Annotated in this window: 15 protein-coding genes; 2 read left to right on the top strand and 13 right to left on the bottom strand. The window is 50.5% G+C overall.

Annotated features, from left to right (window positions below; all coding sequences use genetic code 11):
• Positions 1–579: 579 nt before the first annotated feature.
• The 6 genes from B5E77_RS01455 to B5E77_RS01430 all read right to left on the bottom strand — a co-directional run bounded on the left by B5E77_RS01455 (position 580) and on the right by B5E77_RS01430 (position 6,163).
• Positions 580–1,797: a hypothetical protein gene (locus B5E77_RS01455; RefSeq protein ID WP_087163602.1), complete on the bottom strand. Its 1,218-nt coding sequence runs from the start codon at positions 1,795–1,797 to the stop codon at positions 580–582.
• Positions 1,798–1,950: 153 nt separating this feature from the next.
• Positions 1,951–2,598, bottom strand: coding sequence for a phosphate signaling complex protein PhoU (phoU, locus tag B5E77_RS01450; protein ID WP_087163601.1), 648 nt, complete (start codon positions 2,596–2,598; stop codon positions 1,951–1,953).
• 4 nt (positions 2,599–2,602) lie between these two features.
• Positions 2,603–3,352: a phosphate ABC transporter ATP-binding protein PstB gene (gene pstB, locus B5E77_RS01445; protein ID WP_087163600.1), complete on the bottom strand. Its 750-nt coding sequence runs from the start codon at positions 3,350–3,352 to the stop codon at positions 2,603–2,605.
• 42 nt (positions 3,353–3,394) lie between these two features.
• Positions 3,395–4,267, bottom strand: a complete 873-nt coding sequence (gene pstA, locus B5E77_RS01440; protein ID WP_087163599.1) for a phosphate ABC transporter permease PstA — start codon at positions 4,265–4,267, stop codon at positions 3,395–3,397.
• A complete protein-coding gene (gene pstC / locus B5E77_RS01435; RefSeq protein ID WP_087163654.1) occupies positions 4,254–5,153 on the bottom strand; it encodes a phosphate ABC transporter permease subunit PstC in 900 nt (299 codons plus the stop codon). Before pstC ends, pstA begins: the two co-directional genes overlap by 14 nt.
• Positions 5,154–5,182: 29 nt before the next feature.
• Positions 5,183–6,163 carry a substrate-binding domain-containing protein gene (locus B5E77_RS01430; protein WP_191431196.1) on the bottom strand — a complete coding sequence of 327 codons (981 nt, stop codon included), beginning with the start codon at positions 6,161–6,163 and terminating at the stop codon, positions 5,183–5,185.
• A gap of 293 nt (positions 6,164–6,456) precedes the next feature.
• Here B5E77_RS01430 and B5E77_RS01425 point away from each other — a divergent pair, with 293 nt between their 5' ends.
• On the top strand, positions 6,457–7,515 hold the full coding sequence (locus B5E77_RS01425) for an inorganic phosphate transporter (RefSeq protein ID WP_087163653.1): 1,059 nt from the start codon (positions 6,457–6,459) through the stop codon (positions 7,513–7,515).
• A 78-nt stretch (positions 7,516–7,593) separates the two neighbouring features.
• Positions 7,594–8,217, top strand: a complete 624-nt coding sequence (locus tag B5E77_RS01420) for a DUF47 domain-containing protein (protein ID WP_087163597.1) — start codon at positions 7,594–7,596, stop codon at positions 8,215–8,217.
• Between the two features lie 382 nt (positions 8,218–8,599).
• Here the strand turns inward: B5E77_RS01420 and B5E77_RS01415 are convergent, their stop codons facing one another.
• From B5E77_RS01415 to hprK, 7 genes are all read right to left on the bottom strand, one after another.
• Positions 8,600–9,712: a hypothetical protein gene (locus tag B5E77_RS01415; RefSeq protein ID WP_087163596.1), complete on the bottom strand. Its 1,113-nt coding sequence runs from the start codon at positions 9,710–9,712 to the stop codon at positions 8,600–8,602.
• Positions 9,713–9,906: 194 nt separating this feature from the next.
• Entirely contained in the window at positions 9,907–10,605 is a 699-nt protein-coding gene (locus B5E77_RS01410; protein ID WP_087163595.1) for a winged helix-turn-helix domain-containing protein, read from the bottom strand.
• Between the two features lie 22 nt (positions 10,606–10,627).
• A complete protein-coding gene (locus B5E77_RS01405) occupies positions 10,628–11,890 on the bottom strand; it encodes a sensor histidine kinase (RefSeq protein ID WP_087163594.1) in 1,263 nt (420 codons plus the stop codon).
• Positions 11,891–11,895: 5 nt separating this feature from the next.
• Positions 11,896–13,560: a Na/Pi cotransporter family protein gene (locus tag B5E77_RS01400; RefSeq protein WP_087163593.1), complete on the bottom strand. Its 1,665-nt coding sequence runs from the start codon at positions 13,558–13,560 to the stop codon at positions 11,896–11,898.
• Between the two features lie 435 nt (positions 13,561–13,995).
• Entirely contained in the window at positions 13,996–15,465 is a 1,470-nt protein-coding gene (locus B5E77_RS01395; RefSeq protein WP_162609615.1) for a DUF2142 domain-containing protein, read from the bottom strand.
• 514 nt (positions 15,466–15,979) lie between these two features.
• On the bottom strand, positions 15,980–16,915 hold the full coding sequence (locus tag B5E77_RS01390; protein WP_087163591.1) for an ROK family glucokinase: 936 nt from the start codon (positions 16,913–16,915) through the stop codon (positions 15,980–15,982).
• Between the two features lie 94 nt (positions 16,916–17,009).
• On the bottom strand, positions 17,010–17,945 hold the full coding sequence (hprK, locus tag B5E77_RS01385; RefSeq protein ID WP_087163652.1) for an HPr(Ser) kinase/phosphatase: 936 nt from the start codon (positions 17,943–17,945) through the stop codon (positions 17,010–17,012).
• Positions 17,946–17,956: the final 11 nt, after the last annotated feature.

The raw sequence follows: 17,956 nt of genomic DNA, 5'->3' as shown, positions 1-17,956 counted from the left end.
TCCTATTCTGTTTTCAGCTTCTTTTCAATTTTCTGAAGTCCCAATGACTTCTTCCGTTCGATTTCTTCTGTCTTCGGCTTTTTACCTTCTTCTGATTATAAAGCTTTTCTTTTCCGGTTCTTTTGACTTCTTCTTTTTCTTCTTACCCGGCTTCTTCTTTTCTTCTGCTGCCGATTCTCATCGAACGTTTTTGCTTTTACCCTGACCTCCGTTCATATTACTTTTTTGATTCAGATGTTTTTTACACCTGTCTCTTAAAGTTCTATCAGAAGGTCACCTTTAAGTCTTCGGTGGTCCGTACCTCCTTTTCTTAGATTATAGGGTAATTCGTTAAGTTTTGGTTGGACTGTACCTCTCTTTCTTAGATTCACCTCATAATCTATATTAAATATAATTAATTATATTCTTCTAAGATAATGTGGTGTTGTTTTGTTTATTTCTTATCTTTGATTACATTATAATCACGAGATCTGTATTTGTCAATACTTTTTTATAAAAAATTTTATTAATTCTGCTTTTGCTTTCTCTGTCGTTTTTTTCTGTGTGTATTATTGTAATTTTTATTAATATTCAGAATATTTATTCAAGTTCTACTGTTACAAAATCGCCCAGCGCATGGGGAACCTCCATGCACAGACAGGTCTTTCCGTTCTCCTGATAGGAGTATCCCACCGGATATTCCACCTGTCCCTTTCCAAAATCAAAGCTTCGGAGAGCCGCCGCCAGCTGCTCCGTGTCCCCATAAAGAACGGTCAGCCGTTTCTGAAATTCCTCTGCCAGGTCACCGCTGACTGTATAGCCCGTTCCGTTCATCATGTCTTCCGCAATCTGATCCACGTTCCTGTAAGTAGCCAGGCGGATATTTTCCCCTGTTCTCATATCGATATTGTATGTGTACTGAAACCGGGTGGGATACGCAGCCGACGCCGCCGAGATCTCTCCGGATACGAGAATGGAAAGAAGCTCGTCATTCATGGTTTTTACGTCAAAGGAGCCCTGAAGGGTATCGCCTTCTTCCAGGCTCTCCGCCAGGTCCTCCGCTTTCTTTTCCATGATATTGTTCCATTTTTCCTGGAGCCCGGTGTCAGCGCAGTCCCGAATCTGAGGATAGGAAAAGGTCACCGTGCCCTCCTGGAGCAGACCGTCCGCCACGGAATAGGAGGCCTGCACATAATCATACAGCTCCAGCCAGCTGTCATAGATCTGATGGCCTGTCTCCAGAAGCTCTCCTCCGGCCGTCACCTTCATCATGGAGGCGTCATAAGCATCCAGAAAGGTATTGACCAGGCTTCCCATCACCATCATTTCTCCCGAGGTTCCCATTGAGGAAAGATAGTCCGCAAAATCAGCGGACAGATCCAGCTGCAGCCGCGTCTCTGTGGTCTCTTTCTCCACCTCTGTCTCGATTGAAAAATCCTGTACCGTCACTGCGTCCGGCAGCATGCCGTAGGCTGCCAGATTCATCACCAGGATCTCCGGGGTGACTCCTCTGGTCATCGTCGTATTGAAGCAGATGTTTTCCGCCATGTCGTCGCTGTGGTAAATACGGATGGAGATGCCGTATCCATCTCCTTCCTTTGTCAGGCGTTCATTCTGTGCAGGCGCCTCCACGAAAGCCTCTGCGCTCTCTCCGTCCTGCGCAGCATTCTCCTGGGACGTTTCGTTCTGCGCTTCTTCCACTTCTTCCATATCCTGGGATTCCATGCTTCCCATCTCTCCGCCTTTCGTACCGCATCCTGCCACAATCCCCAGTAATGCAGCCAGCGCCAGCAGATAAAGCCTCTTTCTCCCTTTCATACAGCGCAGCCTCCTTTCCCTGCATCGGCATCCAGACCAATAAAGCCTGCAGTGTGGATACCCGCAGGCAAAAAAATGACTGTTCTACTTCTCTTGATAAGAAGTATAACAGCCACTTTTTAATATTTTATGAAGAAAAACACCTGTTTTTTACTAATTTTCTGCGGAGCGCTCTCCAGTGATGGCATATTCCACCCACTCGGCAATGTTTGTCGCATGATCGCCGATACGCTCGTAATACTTGGTAATCATGAACAGATCCAGAAGCTCCTCTCCTCTGCTGCTGTCCTCACGGATGGCATCCAGAATCTCTCCGCGTACCTTCAGGAACAGTTCATCTACCTCGTCATCGCTCTTGATGACCTCCCTGGCAAGATCCAGCTTCATATCTACATAAGCGTTTACGCTGTCGGTGACCATCTTCATGGCAACAGTGCCCATCTTGCAGATGTGCAGAAACTGATCCGGAAGCTTCTCATTCATCTGTACGACGATTTCTGCGATATCAGCGGCCTGATCGCCTACCCGCTCCATATCTGTCACCATCTTCAGCGCGGCAGATACCCGGCGCAAATCGCCTGCTACCGGCTGCTGGTGCAGCAGAAGCTTGATGCACATCGCCTCAATATCCCTCTCCTGCTGGTTGATCTTGGCATCTCCTGCCATGACCTCCTTAGCCAGGGCCACATCGCCATCCGTCAAGGCCTTGGTCGCGTCCGCGATCGCCTTTTCGCAAAGACTGCCCATTGCAATCATCTGTGTGTGCAGCCTCGTAAGCTGCTCTTCATAAAAATCTCTCATCTTATCAACCAAACCTTCCTGAGATATAGTTTTCTGTCCGCTCATCCTTCGGCATGGAGAAGATCTGATCGGTCTCACCCATCTCGATGACCTCGCCCAGAAGGAAGAACGCTGTCTTGTCAGAAATACGCGCTGCCTGCTGCATATTATGCGTAACGATAATAATAGTATAATCCTTTTTCAGCTCCATGCAAAGATCTTCTATCTTAGAAGTTGAAATCGGATCCAGAGCGGAGGTCGGCTCATCCATCAGCAGGATGTCCGGCTGCACCGCAAGGGCTCTCGCGATACAGAGTCTCTGCTGCTGTCCGCCTGACATGCCCAGGGCGCTGGTCTTCAGACGATCCTTTGTTTCATCCCAGATAGCCGCGTTGCGGAGGGATTTCTCTACAATGTCATCCAGCTTTGCCTTGCTGCGGATGCCATGGGTCCTCGGTCCATAGGCAATATTGTCATAAATGCTCATAGGGAAGGGGTTCGGCTTCTGGAACACCATACCTACCCGTTTTCTCAAAAGGTTCACATCCATGCCGTTGTAGATGTCCTGCCCTTCCAGCATCACCTTTCCGGTGATCCTGCAGCCCTCTACCAGATCGTTCATTCGGTTCAGGGTCTTTAAAAATGTGGACTTTCCGCAGCCGGAGGGTCCGATAAAGGCCGTAATCTCATTGGCCTGTATTTCCATATTTATGTTTTTGAGAGCCTGAAAATCTCCGTAAAACAGATCCAGATTCTCGATTTGCATGATACTCATTCTATTTTACTCCCATCTGTCCTGCAGTGCATGAGATGCTTCTCAGGCTCCTGTCTTTTGTCTTAATTTCTTCGCTACAAAGCTGGAAAGCGCGTTGATTCCGATGACGACCACCAGCAGTACCACGGCTGTGGCGGAGGCCTCGTTTACATGAAGGGCTTCGCTTGTCAGCACGTACATATGAAGCGCCAGGGTACGGCCGGAATCCATCGGCCCGGCATATTTGGCTACGGTACCGGAGGTGTACATCAGAGCCGCCGTCTCGCCCACGATACGGCCGATGCCCAGGATGACGCCCGCCAGGATTCCCGGTATCGCGCTGGGAAGCACGATGCGGAACACGGTGCGCAGCTTTCCGGCTCCCAGTCCGAAGCTTCCTTCCCGGTAAGAATCCGGCACCGCCAGCAGGGCTTCCTCCGTAGTACGCATAATCAGCGGCAGAATCATGATAGCCAGGGTAAAGGCGCCTGACAGCATGGAGTAGCTCCATTTCAGGGTCGTCACAAAGAACAGCATACCGAACAGGCCGTATACGATAGAAGGAATACCAGAAAGCGTCTCCGCCGTCACGCGGACCACGCTGATCAGCTTATTTCCCTTCTTCGCGTACTCCACCAGATAGATAGCCGCGAAGATTCCAAAGGGCACCGCCAGCAGAAGGGACATCAGAATCATCAGCAGGGTGTTGACCACCGCGGGCATCAGAGATACATTGTCCGAGTTATATTTCAGCGCGAACAGGGACGGCGTCAGGTAAGGGACGCCTCTCACCAGAATATACGCAATCAGGAACACAAGCACCGCAAAGGTAACGACCGCTGCCAGCATCACCAGCAGGAACAGAACCAGGGAGCCCGGATGCTTGAAGTAGGCGCGCAGCTTGTCGCCTGCGGTCTGTCTGTTAATCGCCTGCATTTTGTCCCCTCCTCAATAATGATACGCTTAAGTTGATAATCAGGATGAACACAAAGAGCACTACGGCTGTGGCAATCAGCGCCTCTCTGTGAAGCCCCGTGGCGTAGCCCATCTCCAGAACGATGTTCGCGGTCAGGGTACGCACGCCCTTTAAGAGGCCCTCCGGCATCCCCACCTGGTTTCCGGCAATCATGATGACCGCCATAGTCTCGCCGATGGCGCGTCCGATTCCCAGCACCACGCCCGTCAGCACGCCGGACTTGGCGGCAGGAAGCATGACGGTGAAAATCGTCCGTTCCTTTGTCGCTCCCAGAGCGAGAGCCCCTTCATAGTAGGTTCTCGTGACGCTTCTGAGGGCAGACTCTGTCGTTCCGATAATCGTCGGCAGAATCATGATTCCCAGCAGAATGCAGGCAGTCAGCATGACGTTTCCCTTGCTGCCCGTAGTCTCACGGATAAAAGGAACCAGAACCAGCATACCGAAGAAACCGTATACGACGGAAGGAATTCCGGCCAGAAGCTCGGTGGCGGCCTTTAAGGGCCGGTAAATCTTCGCCGGGCAGTACTCCGCCATGAAGATGGAGGTCAGAATTCCTATGGGAACTCCGATGACGATCGCTCCGGCCGTCACATAAATACTTCCCAGGATAAAGGGAAAGATTCCATATAAATCATTGGCAGGCCTCCAGGTTTTACCCAGAAGGAAATCAAGAGGCCCGATTTCCGCTATAGCAGGAAGTCCGTTTGCAAACAGGAAAATGCAAATCAGGGCTACCGCTAAGATAGAGGTGCAGGCGGCTATAAAAAACACCGCCTGCATTCCTTTTTCTTTCCAGTGACCGCTGAAAGCCTTTCCTGTTCTAGTTCCGGGTTCCTGGCTTTCCATCACTTTACTCATCTGTCTTACTCCTGTAATTACTGAACGTCAGCCCAGGTCGTCGTTGCTCCTGTGTAGATGCTCTGTACCTGCTCGGAGGTCAGTCCCTCAATCGGGTTCTCGTTGTTTACGATTACAGCGATACCATCCAGCGCAATCTGGGTTCCGGTCAGCTCTGCAGTCTCCTCTTCCTTCAGCTCACGGGAAGCCATTCCAATCTGGCAGGTTCCGTCGATAGCGGAGGTCATTCCGGAGGTGGAGTCTGTGGTCTGAATCTCAATGTTTACATCGCCGTTCAGAGCCATATAAGCCTCAGCCAGCTTCTCCATTACCGGAGATACGGAAGAGGAACCAGCAACTACGATGTCGCCGGATACGCTGCCGCCCTCGAATGCCGGAGCCGCGTCGTCGATGGTGATGTAGCCTTCCTCGCTTACGATTGCCTGTCCCTCAGCGCTCAGGATGTAGTTGATGAAATCCTGCGTGGTCTCGTCCGGAGTACCCTTGGTAGCGATGTTGAACGGTCTTGCTACCGCGTATGTACCGTCCTTTACGGTCTCCACAGAGGGAGCCACGCCGTCGATGGTCAGAGCCTTTACCGTCTCATTCATGGAACCAAGAGATACATAGCCGATAGCGTACGGATCTCCGGCTACGCCGGTCATCATAACGGAAGTGTTGTTGGTAATGGTAGCGTCCGGAGTAGTCATATCAACCTTCTCGCCGGACTCATCCTCCTGCTCGATTCCCATCAGCTCGATGAAAGCGCCTCTGGTTCCGGAGCCATCCTCACGGGAATATACGGAAATTGCTGCAGAAGTATCGAAGTCGCCTGCGGCTGCTTCCGTCTCCTCAGCAGCGTCTGCAGCCTCTTCTGTCTCTGCTGCATCGGTTGTTTCGGTTGTTTCTGTTGTTTCAGTTGTCTCAGTCGTTGCTGTGTCAGCTCCGCCGCCGCAGCCTGCCAGCATAGCAGCGCAAAGAGTAACAGCTGTTAAAATGCTCACTACTTTCTTTTTCATAATTTCTTCTCCTTCTGGCCCGTGTCCTTGTGGGCCCGTTCTTCTTTTTCTGCCTCAGGGCTTTCTTCCCTGCCCTGCTTTTTTATCTTAAAATCGAAATGTTAAGTCTAAAAGCACATTCAGGTAAAGCTTATGTTAAGTAATCGTTAGGTATTTGTTGATTTCCCCGGAAGCCCTATGCTATAATGAACGTGTCCGGAACTGGCAGAAAGAGTTATATTCTGTCTTTCTGGGTTGTTTTCTGTCCTTATTTCAGGGACACTCTTTTATTTTCTTTATTTTCGGAGGTCATTATGGACTTATCTATGGAAAGTTTTCTGGCGCAGATGACAACCAACCCGCTGCTGCTGATCGCAGTTCTGCTGACTCTGGGGGTTATTCTGGTCAACGGCTGGACCGACGCGCCAAACGCCATCGCTACCTGTGTAGTGACGCGGTGCATGTCAGCCAGAGCCGCTATTCTCATGGCAGCGGTATTCAATTTCCTCGGCGTTTTCCTCATGAGTATGCTGAATGCTACAGTAGCCGAGACAATCACAAAAATGGTCGATTTCGGCACAAACTCCCATGAGGCAATCGTTGCCCTGAGCGCCGCCCTGTTTGCGATTGTAGTCTGGGCCACCCTTGCCTGGTATTTTGGAATCCCTACCAGTGAAAGCCACGCGCTGATCGCCGGCCTGACCGGGGGCGCCATCGCCCTTCACGGAGGCTTAAGCGGCGTAAATCCGGACGAATGGGTAAAGGTTCTCTACGGACTGGTTATCTCCGTGGTCATGGGCTTCTCTCTGGGCTTCCTGATGTGCAAGCTGGTCGTTCTTCTGTTCCGGAAAGCGGAACGTCCAAAGACGGAGGGCTTTTTCCGGGGCGCACAGATTTTCGGCGCTGCCTGCATGAGCTTCATGCATGGAGCTCAGGACGGCCAGAAATTCATGGGCGTAATCCTTCTGTGCATGCTTCTCGTGAACGGCCACAATCCCAGCGAAGGGATTTCTGTACAGATGCCTATCTGGCTGATGCTTCTGTGCTCGCTCGTCATGGGACTTGGAACCTCAATCGGAGGCAAAAAAATCATCAAATCCGTAGGGATGGATATGGTAAAGCTGGAAAAATATCAGGGCTTCTCAGCCGACCTGGCCGCTTCTGTGTCCCTGCTTTTCAGCTCGCTGTTCGGCATCCCGGTTTCTACTACCCATGCCAAAACCACAGCCATCATGGGAGTAGGCGCTGTAAAACGTCTTTCTGCCATCAATTTCAGCGTCGTAAAGGAAATGGGCATGACCTGGCTCCTGACCTTCCCCGGCTGCGGACTGATTGGCTTTCTGATGACAAAGCTCTTTATGTGGCTGTTTTAAATAATGTTTATCAGGCTTTGAAAAACGTATATAACAGAAAATTTTTTAAATATCTTTTATGAATGAAAGGGAGAGAACATGGCAAACAAAGCAGACCGTCAGTATTTTGAAAATTTTACCGCAGCAGCGGACTATACCTGCCAGGCTTCCAGATATCTGGTAGAATGCCTGAACAATTTCAATCTGGACAACATCAAGTCCATGCTGGACACCATGCATGAGTTCGAGCATCAGGGCGATGACAAGCATCATGAAATGTCCTCCATGCTCGCCAAAGCCTTTGTCACTCCGGTAGACCGGGAAGACCTGGCCATGATCAGCCAGAGCATCGACGAGGTGCTGGACAAGCTGGAGGAAGTGCTGCAGCGCTTCTATGTAGACCAGATTCACACCATCATTCCGGACGCCATCACCTTTGCGCAGAAGCTTATGGACTGCTGTGAGCTCCTGAAGGGCATCATGGAAGAGTTCATCAATTTCAAAAAACCCGCAAAGCTTCACGACATGGTAATTAAACTGAATCAGATCGAGGAGGAATGCGATACTCTGTACCTGGAAGCGACTCTGAATATCCGGCAACACTGCACAGACGTGATCGATATCATTTCCTGGCGTGAGATTTTCGACTATATGGAAGACTGCGCAGATGCCTGCGAGCATGTGGGAAATTATGTGGAGCTGGTGGTGCTGAAGAACACCTGAGAAAAATTTGAATTTTTGCAAACGTACGCCCGCGGCTTTCTTTGCCCGGTGTTCGGCCCAGGCCGCTCTCTCTTGCTGTTGCACAGCAATTCACCTTGCGGACGTCTCACGGACGGCTGTATGCCTCCGGACGGACTAAAAAGCAGTCCGCCTGAATCATACAGCCGTCCGCGAGAAGCCGGACACTGGGGCAAAAGAAAGCCGCGGGCTGTGTGTTGAAAAATTCTAAGTTTTCTCCGCAAAGGAGCAGCCGCTGGCGTATCCAGAAAACCGCAGAGGCTTTTATATTTCAGATTTTTCTCTCACTGACTGCCGGCCGCAGGCTCTCTAATATATCAGCTGGCATCTATTGTTTCTTCTGCCACTGCTGACGCCGTGGAATTTACACATTTGCTTCTGCCCGTCTCCAGGCATTCCAGCCGGAAAAGGCTGTGCACACAAGGATACAGGCTGCAATGCTGACGGGGATGAACAGCATATCGTACCAGTCCGCCAGAATGCCTGTCATTACCAGAAACAGCGGTGTTCCCGACGCCAGCAGATAGCCCGCGCCGTTAAACAGAAGCCGGAGCAGCAAAGGGGCCGTCCAGACTGCAAAGGTGAGGACAACCGTGTGAAAGGCCGTTTTCTGATGGGCCGACACGCACAAGGTTATGGCGCAGAGCGTAAAAAGCGCCAGCAGATCCAGGCTCAGCATCAGGAAGGTGATGAAGGCAGTCGATTTCAGGGAAACTGGCGACGCCGGATAAAAGCCATACTGCATCAGCGTCATTCCGCTCATACATTCCCCGCCGTCAAAGCCATACACAACGCCCACGAGCAGAAATATAAAAGACGTAATCACAATATATATCAGCGCTGCCGCTGTAAACGCTGCGGCTGTCTTCGCAAAAGCGTCCTTCTCTCTTCCTTCCCTGCTTGTAAAAAGCAGCGCAGCCATCCTGCTCTGCTGCTCTTCCGAAAACACCGGAGAGGCCGCAGCCACAACCAGCGCGCTTCCCAGGATCATCCCCAGCTGCAGAAGCTCCAAAAAAGCCGGCCAGCCCTTTGCATAATCCAGAATTACAGCTCTGCCGGAGGCTTCCGCAGCCTTTCCCAGCTCGCTTTCCCGAAGAGGCCGCAGGCCGGTCGAAATCCGATAATCATCCCAGCTTTTCAGATATCCGTTTCCAAGATACTCTGTCACAAAGCCATTTAAATAATTTTCATCCCGAAAGCCGCCATAATTCTCTATCACCTGAGAGGGAAAACCGTATTCTTCAATAATTCGGCCGGCTTTCTCGTCCGTCAGAATGCCCCGAAACTCCTCTGTAATTTCTCTGTCTCTTCGAATAGCCTCAAAACCGGTATACAGGCTTCCGTTTATGGTGCTTCTTTCTTCTCCCACGCAGATTAAAAGAAAATAGGCAAAAAGAATTCCCAGAACAGCCGGCATACTGATCCGGAAAATTTTCCGATACAGTAATTTATACAGCTCCATCTTGTACAGTCTCATATATACATCCCTCCAGGTAAAAGCATCAGCCACATCTAAAGCTTTCCGGCTGCATTTTGCGGCTCTGCATTTATGGCTTTATATAAATAACGTCCGAGCCACCCAAAAGGATTAAATAAAATACCCCGCAGTTTTCTGTTATCCCTGTGTCCGGCTTCTCGCGAACACCGGATATGAAAAACCGCGGGGCTATATTACACAAACTTGTACCCCATCCCCCTCACAGTCTGGATATACTGGGGATGATCCGGATCTCTTTCAATCTTCTTCCGCAGATTCCGCACATGGACGTCTACAGTCCTGGTCTCACCGGAATACTCATAACCCCAGATCAGCTCCAGGAGCTGCTCACGGGTGAAAACACGGTTGCGGTGGCTTGCCAGAAGATACAGAAGCTCAAACTCCTTCAGGGAAAGCGTAACGGGCTGTCCGTCTACCGTGACCTCCCGGGCGGTATTGTTAATCATCAGATCACCAATGAGAATCTTATCCTCCGGCTGGGACTCTATCCTCTCCAGAGAGCTTCTCCGAAGCAGGGCCTTGACCCTGGCCTGAAGCTCCCGGATGCCAAAGGGCTTGCTCAGATAATCGTCAGCCCCCATCTCAAGGCCAAGCACCTTGTCTATCTCCTCTCCCTTGGCTGTCAGCATAATCACAGGCATAGCGGTAAGCGCCGGATCTGACCGCATGGTTTTCAGAACCTCGATCCCGTCTATACCGGGCAGCATATAATCCAGAAGAACCAGATCCACCTGCATCGTCTTCATAATCGCAAGGCCTTTTTCTCCTGTCTCTGCACGCAGTACATCGTAGCCTCCCTTTTCCAGATTGTATTCCAGCAAATCAAGAATATGTTCTTCATCATCAATTGTCAGAATTACCTTTTTTGCCATACTATTCTTCCTTTCCCCTTCCTCAGTAAGGCAGCCTCACAGTGAACTCTGTTCCTACGCCAGGCTTGCTTGTGACTTCAATGGTCCCATTGTAGAGCTCCACAATGTGCTTCACGATAGAAAGTCCCAGACCGGTTCCTCCCTGAGCCTTGGAGCGTCCTTTGTCAACCCGGTAAAACCGTTCAAAAATGCGGTCAAGCTGCTCCTCCTCCATCCCTATGCCTGTATCTGAAATTTCGAGCACCAGCTGGCTGGCAGTGCTTCTGCATGAAATCGTCACTGCGCCGAATTCTGTAGCCTTCAGCCCATTATCCGTCAGGTTAATCAGAAGCTGCTTCAGGCGGTCCCGGTTGCAGCTGTAAGGACGCACAGAAGCGTCTGGATGAAAGATCAGCCGGACATGTTCCCTGACCTTGGGCTGAAGCAGCTCTACCACCTCTGTAATCACCGCATTGACATCGCAGGGCTCTCTCTTTGTATCCTTTTTGCTCTCAATTTCAGAGAGGAGCAGCGTATCGCTGATCAGATTGCTCAGGCGATCGGACTCTATCTCAATAATATCCAGAAATTTGTGCGCAATCTTGGGATCCTCTATGGCTCCCGCCTTCAGCGTCTCCACAAAACCGCGGATCGAGGTCAGCGGCGTCTTCAGCTCGTGCGTAACATTGGAGACAAATTCCCGCCGCATATTTTCCACCTTCTTCATAGCAAGCACATATTTGCGGAAATACAGCCCCAGAAACAGAATCAGCGCTGCCAGGATCGCGATTGCCATAATCGTGGAGCGGACGAATTCATAATCCATGTCCTGAAGCTCCTGCAAAGGAACAGCCACCCGGATCACTCCGCGAAAATCCCCGTCCTCCACAGGAACCGCGCAATAGCAGTAGTCCACATCAAAGGTATCCGATTTCCGAATCAGGCTGTTGCTTTCGCCCTGGAGCGCCTTCTGAACCTCTTCCCGGTCCAGATGATTATTCATCAGTTCTCCGGCGCCCCGGGATTCACCCAGCACATTTCCCTCAGCATCAATAATTGTGACTCTTATATTATATTTTTCTGCATAGTCATCCGCAAACTGCTCATAAGCATCCTCCCGCTCGCCGCTCTGCCCCGCCACATCCTCAGCCAGAAACAGATCCCGCAGAAGCTCTGCCTGGGTCAGATAGCTGTGCTCACTCTGATGCTCCAGATATGTGAAACCATTGGTCCAGAACGCATACTCAAATGCCAGCAGGGCTATGACCGCAGCGATTACATAGCCTATCAGAACCTTTTTTTTCAATCTCTTTACTCCTCTCCCTCATCAGCCACATAGCCCACAATATTGTTGGCATGATCTGCGATCCGCTCAATATTGCTGAGCATATCCAGGAAAAACACTCCTTTTGCGGCAGAGCACTCATTTCTTGCAAGACGGTCGATATGCTCTGTTCTCAGATCCTCCTCCAGATCGTCGATCTCATCCTCAATCTGAATCACCTGCTGCACATAAGCCATTCTTTCAGTCTCTCTGGCCAGTACGGCTGCTTTTACCGAATCCATGGCCAGCTCTGTGATCTCCTCAAAGCCCTTCATGGCTTCCTGAGAAAAGCTCAGGTCATCCTGAATCATGCTTTGTGCCAGCTCTGCAATGTTATCACAGTGGTCACCGATCCGTTCCAGATCGCTGACCGTGTAGACCAGGTTGCCCACAGTCAGGCGCTGGCGCTCCGTAAGAGAGCCCTTGCTGAGCTGAGCCAGGTATTCCACCATCTGCTTTTCATATTTATTCATAGTCTGCTCTATCTGAAAGGCTTTGTCAACCCACTTTCTGTTTCCCGTCCGAACCGCATCAAAAACAGTCTGCATATGAAGCAGCGCAAGCTCTCCCATGCGAACCACTTCCTTTACCGCGCCCTCCACGGCAAAGGACGGGGTCTCCAGAAGGCGGCTGTCCAGATGTGGAAGCCCGCAGGCTGCGTCTTCTCCCATTTCCTCTTCCTCCTGCGTCACAGGCTCCTTTACCAGCACTCCGGAAAGCTTTACCAGCGTGTTGGCAAAGGGGTAGAGAATGACCGTATTCAGGATATTAAATACTGTATGAAAAATGGAGATGCCCACACTGTTTACCTGAGCGCCTGCCCATACCCTGTTAAAGGAAAATATTACAAACATTCCTATGCCAAAGACAACCGCTCCGATCACATTGAAAAGCAAATGTATGACAGCTGCCCGCTTTGCCGTTCTGTTCGCGCCAAGGCTGGACAGCAGCGCCGTCACACAGGTGCCGACATTCTGTCCCAGGGTAATAAAGACAGCAGAGCTCCAGTTTACCACGCCATTTGCCGCCAGCGTCTGCAGAATACCCACGGAAGCCGAAGAGCTCTGAATGACAGCAGTCACCACCAGCCCTGTAAGGATTCCAAGAATCGGATTGCTGCCGAGTATCCGAAACGCCTCAGAGAAAATCGGCGCGTCCCGGTAAGGCGTGATGGAATCAGACATAAAGCTCAGGCCCACAAAAAGCACGCCAAAACCAATCAGGATCTCACTGACATCCTTCGCCTTTTCCTTTTTTGCAAAAAGCAGCATAAACGCTCCGATTCCAATCAGAAGCGGAGCAAAAAATTCAGGCTTCAGTACAGCCCCCCACTCACTCATAGAAACCAGCCAGGCTGTGATCGTAGTTCCGATGTTGGCTCCCATGATCACCCCTACCGCCTGTACCAGTGTCATCAGGCCCGCATTGACAAAGCCTACCACCATAACCGTCGTGGCGGAGCTGCTTTGAATAATGGCCGTCACTCCTGCTCCCACGAGAATCCCCATCACCCTGTTCCTGGTGAGAAATTCCAGCAGATGCTTCATCCGGTCCCCTGCGGACTTCTGCAGACCGTCGGCCATTACGTTCATTCCGTATAAAAACATTCCAAGTCCGCCTGCGAAGCGGAACAGCATCTCGATATGTTCCATGGCTCTTCTCCTTCTGTAGTATTATAATCGCTCATGTTAAGTACATTATCAAGATTTCGTAAAGTTTAATCGCGATTTTTGTAAAGTTCTCGTTAAGTCATAACATTTTCTTTACATATGCTTAACTTTTTATCTTACTTCCATATTATGGGTTTTTGTGTTCATATTTTATTCATATATCTTTTAAAAAACGTTCAACAGATAATCATACCTCATTCATTTTCCTTCCATATAATAAGACCATAAGATGAAGGAAAGCAATAAACCATAACTTAAACGCCAATTACCTTTTTTGAATAAACTTTTTCATAATAAATGCCAGGCAGAGCAGCTGCCTGGCATCCTCCCATTTTATAGGGCAATGAGCAGAGCAGAGAAACAAAAAAAGACGGATGACATGCTTGCATGACAGACGTCTCTTTTTTATTTCTTGGCTCATTGCCCAAGCCTCTCTTCCCAATCCTCCCCATAAAGCTCTTCCATTGTGTACACCTTCACCACCGACTTATCCTCCACATCCTTATAGGCCGGCCACATAATCTTTACAACACAGAACAGTGCACAGCCTGCAATCCACAGGCACACAAGCGTCGTACCCACTGTCAGGATTCTGCGCGCCAAGGCTCCGGCCCGCTCTCCTATCCAGCGTATCAGGAAATACAGTCCCCGCGTGATATAATACATGAACGGAATCAGCATCGGCATGCTGTACCGCCCCTGAGGCTGATAGTCCGTGGCGTAGGAATACCAGAAATTCAGGACATTCGGAACCACAATCGCAACAATCAGGCCAATGTGCCAAAACAGACGCCTGTAGTTCAGACGTGCCGCGGCACCGTTTTCACACTCTTTCCGCCGCTTTCTGCTGTGGAGGCGTACTGCGGCCTCCGCCAGAAGGCCGATAAGGCCTGCCCCGAATATCATGCCGTAGCCTGCGTACATCCACCACCGGAGCGCATACCACAACGGGCCGAGAACCCCGATAAAGCTTTTCACCACAGACGAAACAAAATCCGAACGGAACAGCATATACAGCATGGAATGCCCCTGATTCTGATAGGTCTGGCGGTTCGAGGGCTTCAGGATATCCATCGCATACTTCTCCGCGTATTCATCCTGTGTCTTCAATCCCAGGATGTCTCCGTCATACAGAAAATAATTCCGTACGAACCACCAGCCTGAGAGAAGCAGAACCACCCCGAGAATCAGAACGCCCTTTGCCCAAAACTCTTTCCAGCAGTGCCCGCCCTGCCTGTTTTTCTCCAGATAATAACCGAAAAACACAAGCGCTCCCGTGATCAAAAAACCATACGCATTATAATAAGAAAGAATACAGATCGAAAAGCTGACGGCCAGCTTCAGGCAGACAGGAATCGAAAAGCTGTCATCCATCCCCTTCAAAAGATACCAGACAATCATGGCTGCAGCCATAAGAGCCATAGAATCACAATTCAGATAGGTAAACAAAAACGTGGCCTGAGGCAGGCAGACGGTAAGAAGCGTAAAAAGCCACTGTATGCCGGAACGGTCAAACAGCTTTTTCGCAATCGTCCTCACATAGCCCGCAAACACGAGACCGCAGAGAATGCTGGACAGCCTCCCCGCAAAAAGAAGTGAAAACGCATCTGAGGTGAACAGCATTCCCACACGCACAAAGCCCGCTTCCAGGATTTGCGGCAAAATGGGACGAAAAGCATACGTAAAGCCCCAGGAATAATCCATAATCTCCTGCTGATATCCTGTCGGCAGCTTTCCATATTCCACGATATACTCCACTATCCTGGAACGCATATATTCATCCGGTCCTTCATTGAAGGGCATAATCCAGGCCCAGGCAAGCCATACCGTCAAAATAAACACATAAAAAACAATTTCCAGCCATTCTTCTTTTGCTATTTTCTTCATCTGCCGCTTCCTTCGCATCAAATATCATCAGCGCCGGCCTACCGTGGATAACATATCCCTGGCAGCCCGATGCTACTGTCTCATTATAGCAATTTCAAAAAGGAAACACAAGAATAACGAGAATAACAAAAAATCCGCAGTAAACTGCGGATCGATTACCCTCGCGGCAATCGCCAAATGGACTTGCCAGCACAGGGGCCAAAAAAGCGCCCGGGGCCATGTCCGTTTGGCTTGTTGCCCTCGAGAATAAAAAATAAAAGGGAGAGATAGGGCCTGGTGCCCCAAAAAAAGTAAAAAGACGCTACCACGGGAATTGGTAACGTCTTTGTTATCATTAGTAATTCAATATGTATTATCTTTTGTTGTGACTATTTTATTACTCTTCCGCCAAAAAGTCAATGCTTCTGACTGCCGAAAATGCTGTCACTTTTTGGCACTTCTTCTCTGATCTGCACAAATTTCTGCGTTTCTACGCCTGCCCTCCGCTCCAAAAGCTTCCTGCCCGGAAAGCTTCCTATCCGAGAATCAGCTTCGCGCAGCCATAGATCCCGGCGTCATTTCCAAGCTCCGCCAGCGCAAAGGGAGTCTCCTTCGCTGACTTAAACGCGCAGGGCTTGTAATATTTCCGGACATAGTCCAGGAGAATCGGGCCGGCCTTGGATACCCCGCCGCCAATCACAATAATCTCCGGATCCAGAACTGCCGTCATTCCGGCTACCGCCTTGCCCAGATATTTTCCGAAGCTTTCCGCCACCTGAATCGCAAGCTCATCGCCTTCCTTCACCGCGTCAAACACAACCTTGGCAGACATCTCCTGACCGCGCATCACAGACGGCTGATCGCTCTCTTCCAGGGCTTTACGTCCCAGACGCGCGATTCCAGTCGCAGAAGCAAACTGCTCCAGGCAGCCCCTGTTTCCGCAGCCGCAGCACTCCTGGATCTCATCATCCACATGAATATGTCCAATCTCTCCGCCTGCTCCGTGAACGCCCGTAAGAATCCTTCCATCTACCACGATTCCACCGCCCACTCCGGTACCAAGCGTAATCAGCAGTACATTCGTATGTCCCTTTCCTCCGCCGAGCCACATCTCTCCCAGCGCAGCTACATTTGCATCATTTCCTGCCCTGCAGGGAAGTCCCGTCAGCTCTGAAAGCTCCTTTGTCACTTCCTTGTAGCCCCAGCCCAGATTCGCCGTATGGGGCACGATTCCATCCTCTGAAATAGGACCGGGAACGTCCACGCCCACTCCTGCGATCTCTTCCATTGCAAGCCCATGCGCCTGAATCTTTTCTTTTATGGACGCAGCCATATCCGGCAGGATCGCAATTCCCTCCTGCTCCGTACGCGTGGGAATCTCCCACTTCTCCAGGATGATTCCGTCCTGGTCAAAAAGCCCAAGCTTTACGGTAGTTCCCCCGATATCGGCTCCAAAACAGTATTTTCTCATAGCTTTACACCCCTTGTTTTCACGGCATGCCGCGAAATATTTTTATTTTCTGCGCCTGCGCCCGGCAAAAGCAGGATCGCCTGCAGGCGTCTTTTTAATTTCTTCTGGCCATGCTTTCCTGCACGCGCCGGTACAGCTCCTGCGCCGCGTTGTAGCCCATCTTCTTCTGCCTGTGGTTTACAGCCGCGGTCTCCACGATGATCGCCAGATTCCGGCCCGGGCGGACCGGAAGGGAATGGCAGACCACCTTGTTGCCCAGGAACTCCGTATACTCCTCCTGAAGGCCCAGGCGGTCGTAATCCTTATCCTTGTCCCAGTCCTCCAGCTTAATTACCATGTCGATCTGCTGCGTCTCCTTCACGCACTCCACGCCAAACAGGGTCTTTACATCTACGATGCCGATGCCGCGAAGCTCAATCAGATGCTTGGTGATTTCCGGAGAACGGCCCACCAGCGTGTCGTCGCTGACCTTGTGAATCTCCACCACGTCGTCCGTCACCAGACGGTGTCCGCGCTTCAAAAGCTCCAGGGCAGCCTCGCTTTTTCCAATGCCGCTTTCACCCATAATCAGCACGCCCTCGCCATATACATCCACCAGTACGCCGTGAATGGAAATCCGGGGCGCGAGCTGTACATTCAGCCAGTTGATGATCGCCGCCATAAAATTCGACGTCGTCTTGTCCGCCAGAAAAACAGGAACCCTGTACTGATTTGCCAGCTCCAGAGCCCTGGGCTCCGGTCTTGTCTTAGAGGTATAAATCACACAGGGAATTCCGCTGGAGAAAAATTTCTGATAGATAGGCTCCTTTTCCTCGTCGCTCCTGCTCTGCAGATAGGTATATTCTACAAAGCCTACAATCTGCACCCGCTCCGAGGCAAAATGGGCGAAATATCCGGACAGCTGCAGAGCCGGGCGGTTGATCTCCGGCGAGGCCAGCTTCATATCCGTGATATCAATATCCGGCGTCATATTTTTAAGATTCAGCTTTTCGACCATTTTGGTCATCTCTACTGTCAATACACTTGCCATAATCGTTCCTT

Source organism: Lachnoclostridium sp. An131 (assembly GCF_002160825.1).
In the GTDB taxonomy this organism is placed as follows: domain Bacteria; phylum Bacillota; class Clostridia; order Lachnospirales; family Lachnospiraceae; genus Laedolimicola.
The sequence above is the reverse complement of the archived record's forward strand: the minus strand, read 5'-3'. Positions and strand labels throughout refer to the sequence as shown.

Excerpts from the sequence above, each read along its gene's own strand:
- pstA (WP_087163599.1), bottom strand. The coding sequence starts at position 4,267 with ATGCAGGCGATTAACAGACAGACCGCAGGCGACAAGCTGCGCGCCTAC.
- B5E77_RS01395 (WP_162609615.1), bottom strand. The coding sequence starts at position 15,465 with ATGAAGAAAATAGCAAAAGAAGAATGGCTGGAAATTGTTTTTTATGTG.
- pstC (WP_087163654.1), bottom strand. The coding sequence starts at position 5,153 with ATGGAAAGCCAGGAACCCGGAACTAGAACAGGAAAGGCTTTCAGCGGT.
- B5E77_RS01425 (WP_087163653.1), top strand. The coding sequence starts at position 6,457 with ATGGACTTATCTATGGAAAGTTTTCTGGCGCAGATGACAACCAACCCG.
- phoU (WP_087163601.1), bottom strand. The coding sequence starts at position 2,598 with ATGAGAGATTTTTATGAAGAGCAGCTTACGAGGCTGCACACACAGATG.
- B5E77_RS01430 (WP_191431196.1), bottom strand. The coding sequence starts at position 6,163 with ATGAAAAAGAAAGTAGTGAGCATTTTAACAGCTGTTACTCTTTGCGCT.
- B5E77_RS01390 (WP_087163591.1), bottom strand. The coding sequence starts at position 16,915 with ATGAGAAAATACTGTTTTGGAGCCGATATCGGGGGAACTACCGTAAAG.
- B5E77_RS01415 (WP_087163596.1), bottom strand. The coding sequence starts at position 9,712 with ATGAGACTGTACAAGATGGAGCTGTATAAATTACTGTATCGGAAAATT.
- B5E77_RS01420 (WP_087163597.1), top strand. The coding sequence starts at position 7,594 with ATGGCAAACAAAGCAGACCGTCAGTATTTTGAAAATTTTACCGCAGCA.
- B5E77_RS01455 (WP_087163602.1), bottom strand. The coding sequence starts at position 1,797 with ATGAAAGGGAGAAAGAGGCTTTATCTGCTGGCGCTGGCTGCATTACTG.
- hprK (WP_087163652.1), bottom strand. The coding sequence starts at position 17,945 with ATGGCAAGTGTATTGACAGTAGAGATGACCAAAATGGTCGAAAAGCTG.
- pstB (WP_087163600.1), bottom strand. The coding sequence starts at position 3,352 with ATGAGTATCATGCAAATCGAGAATCTGGATCTGTTTTACGGAGATTTT.
- B5E77_RS01400 (WP_087163593.1), bottom strand. The coding sequence starts at position 13,560 with ATGGAACATATCGAGATGCTGTTCCGCTTCGCAGGCGGACTTGGAATG.
- B5E77_RS01410 (WP_087163595.1), bottom strand. The coding sequence starts at position 10,605 with ATGGCAAAAAAGGTAATTCTGACAATTGATGATGAAGAACATATTCTT.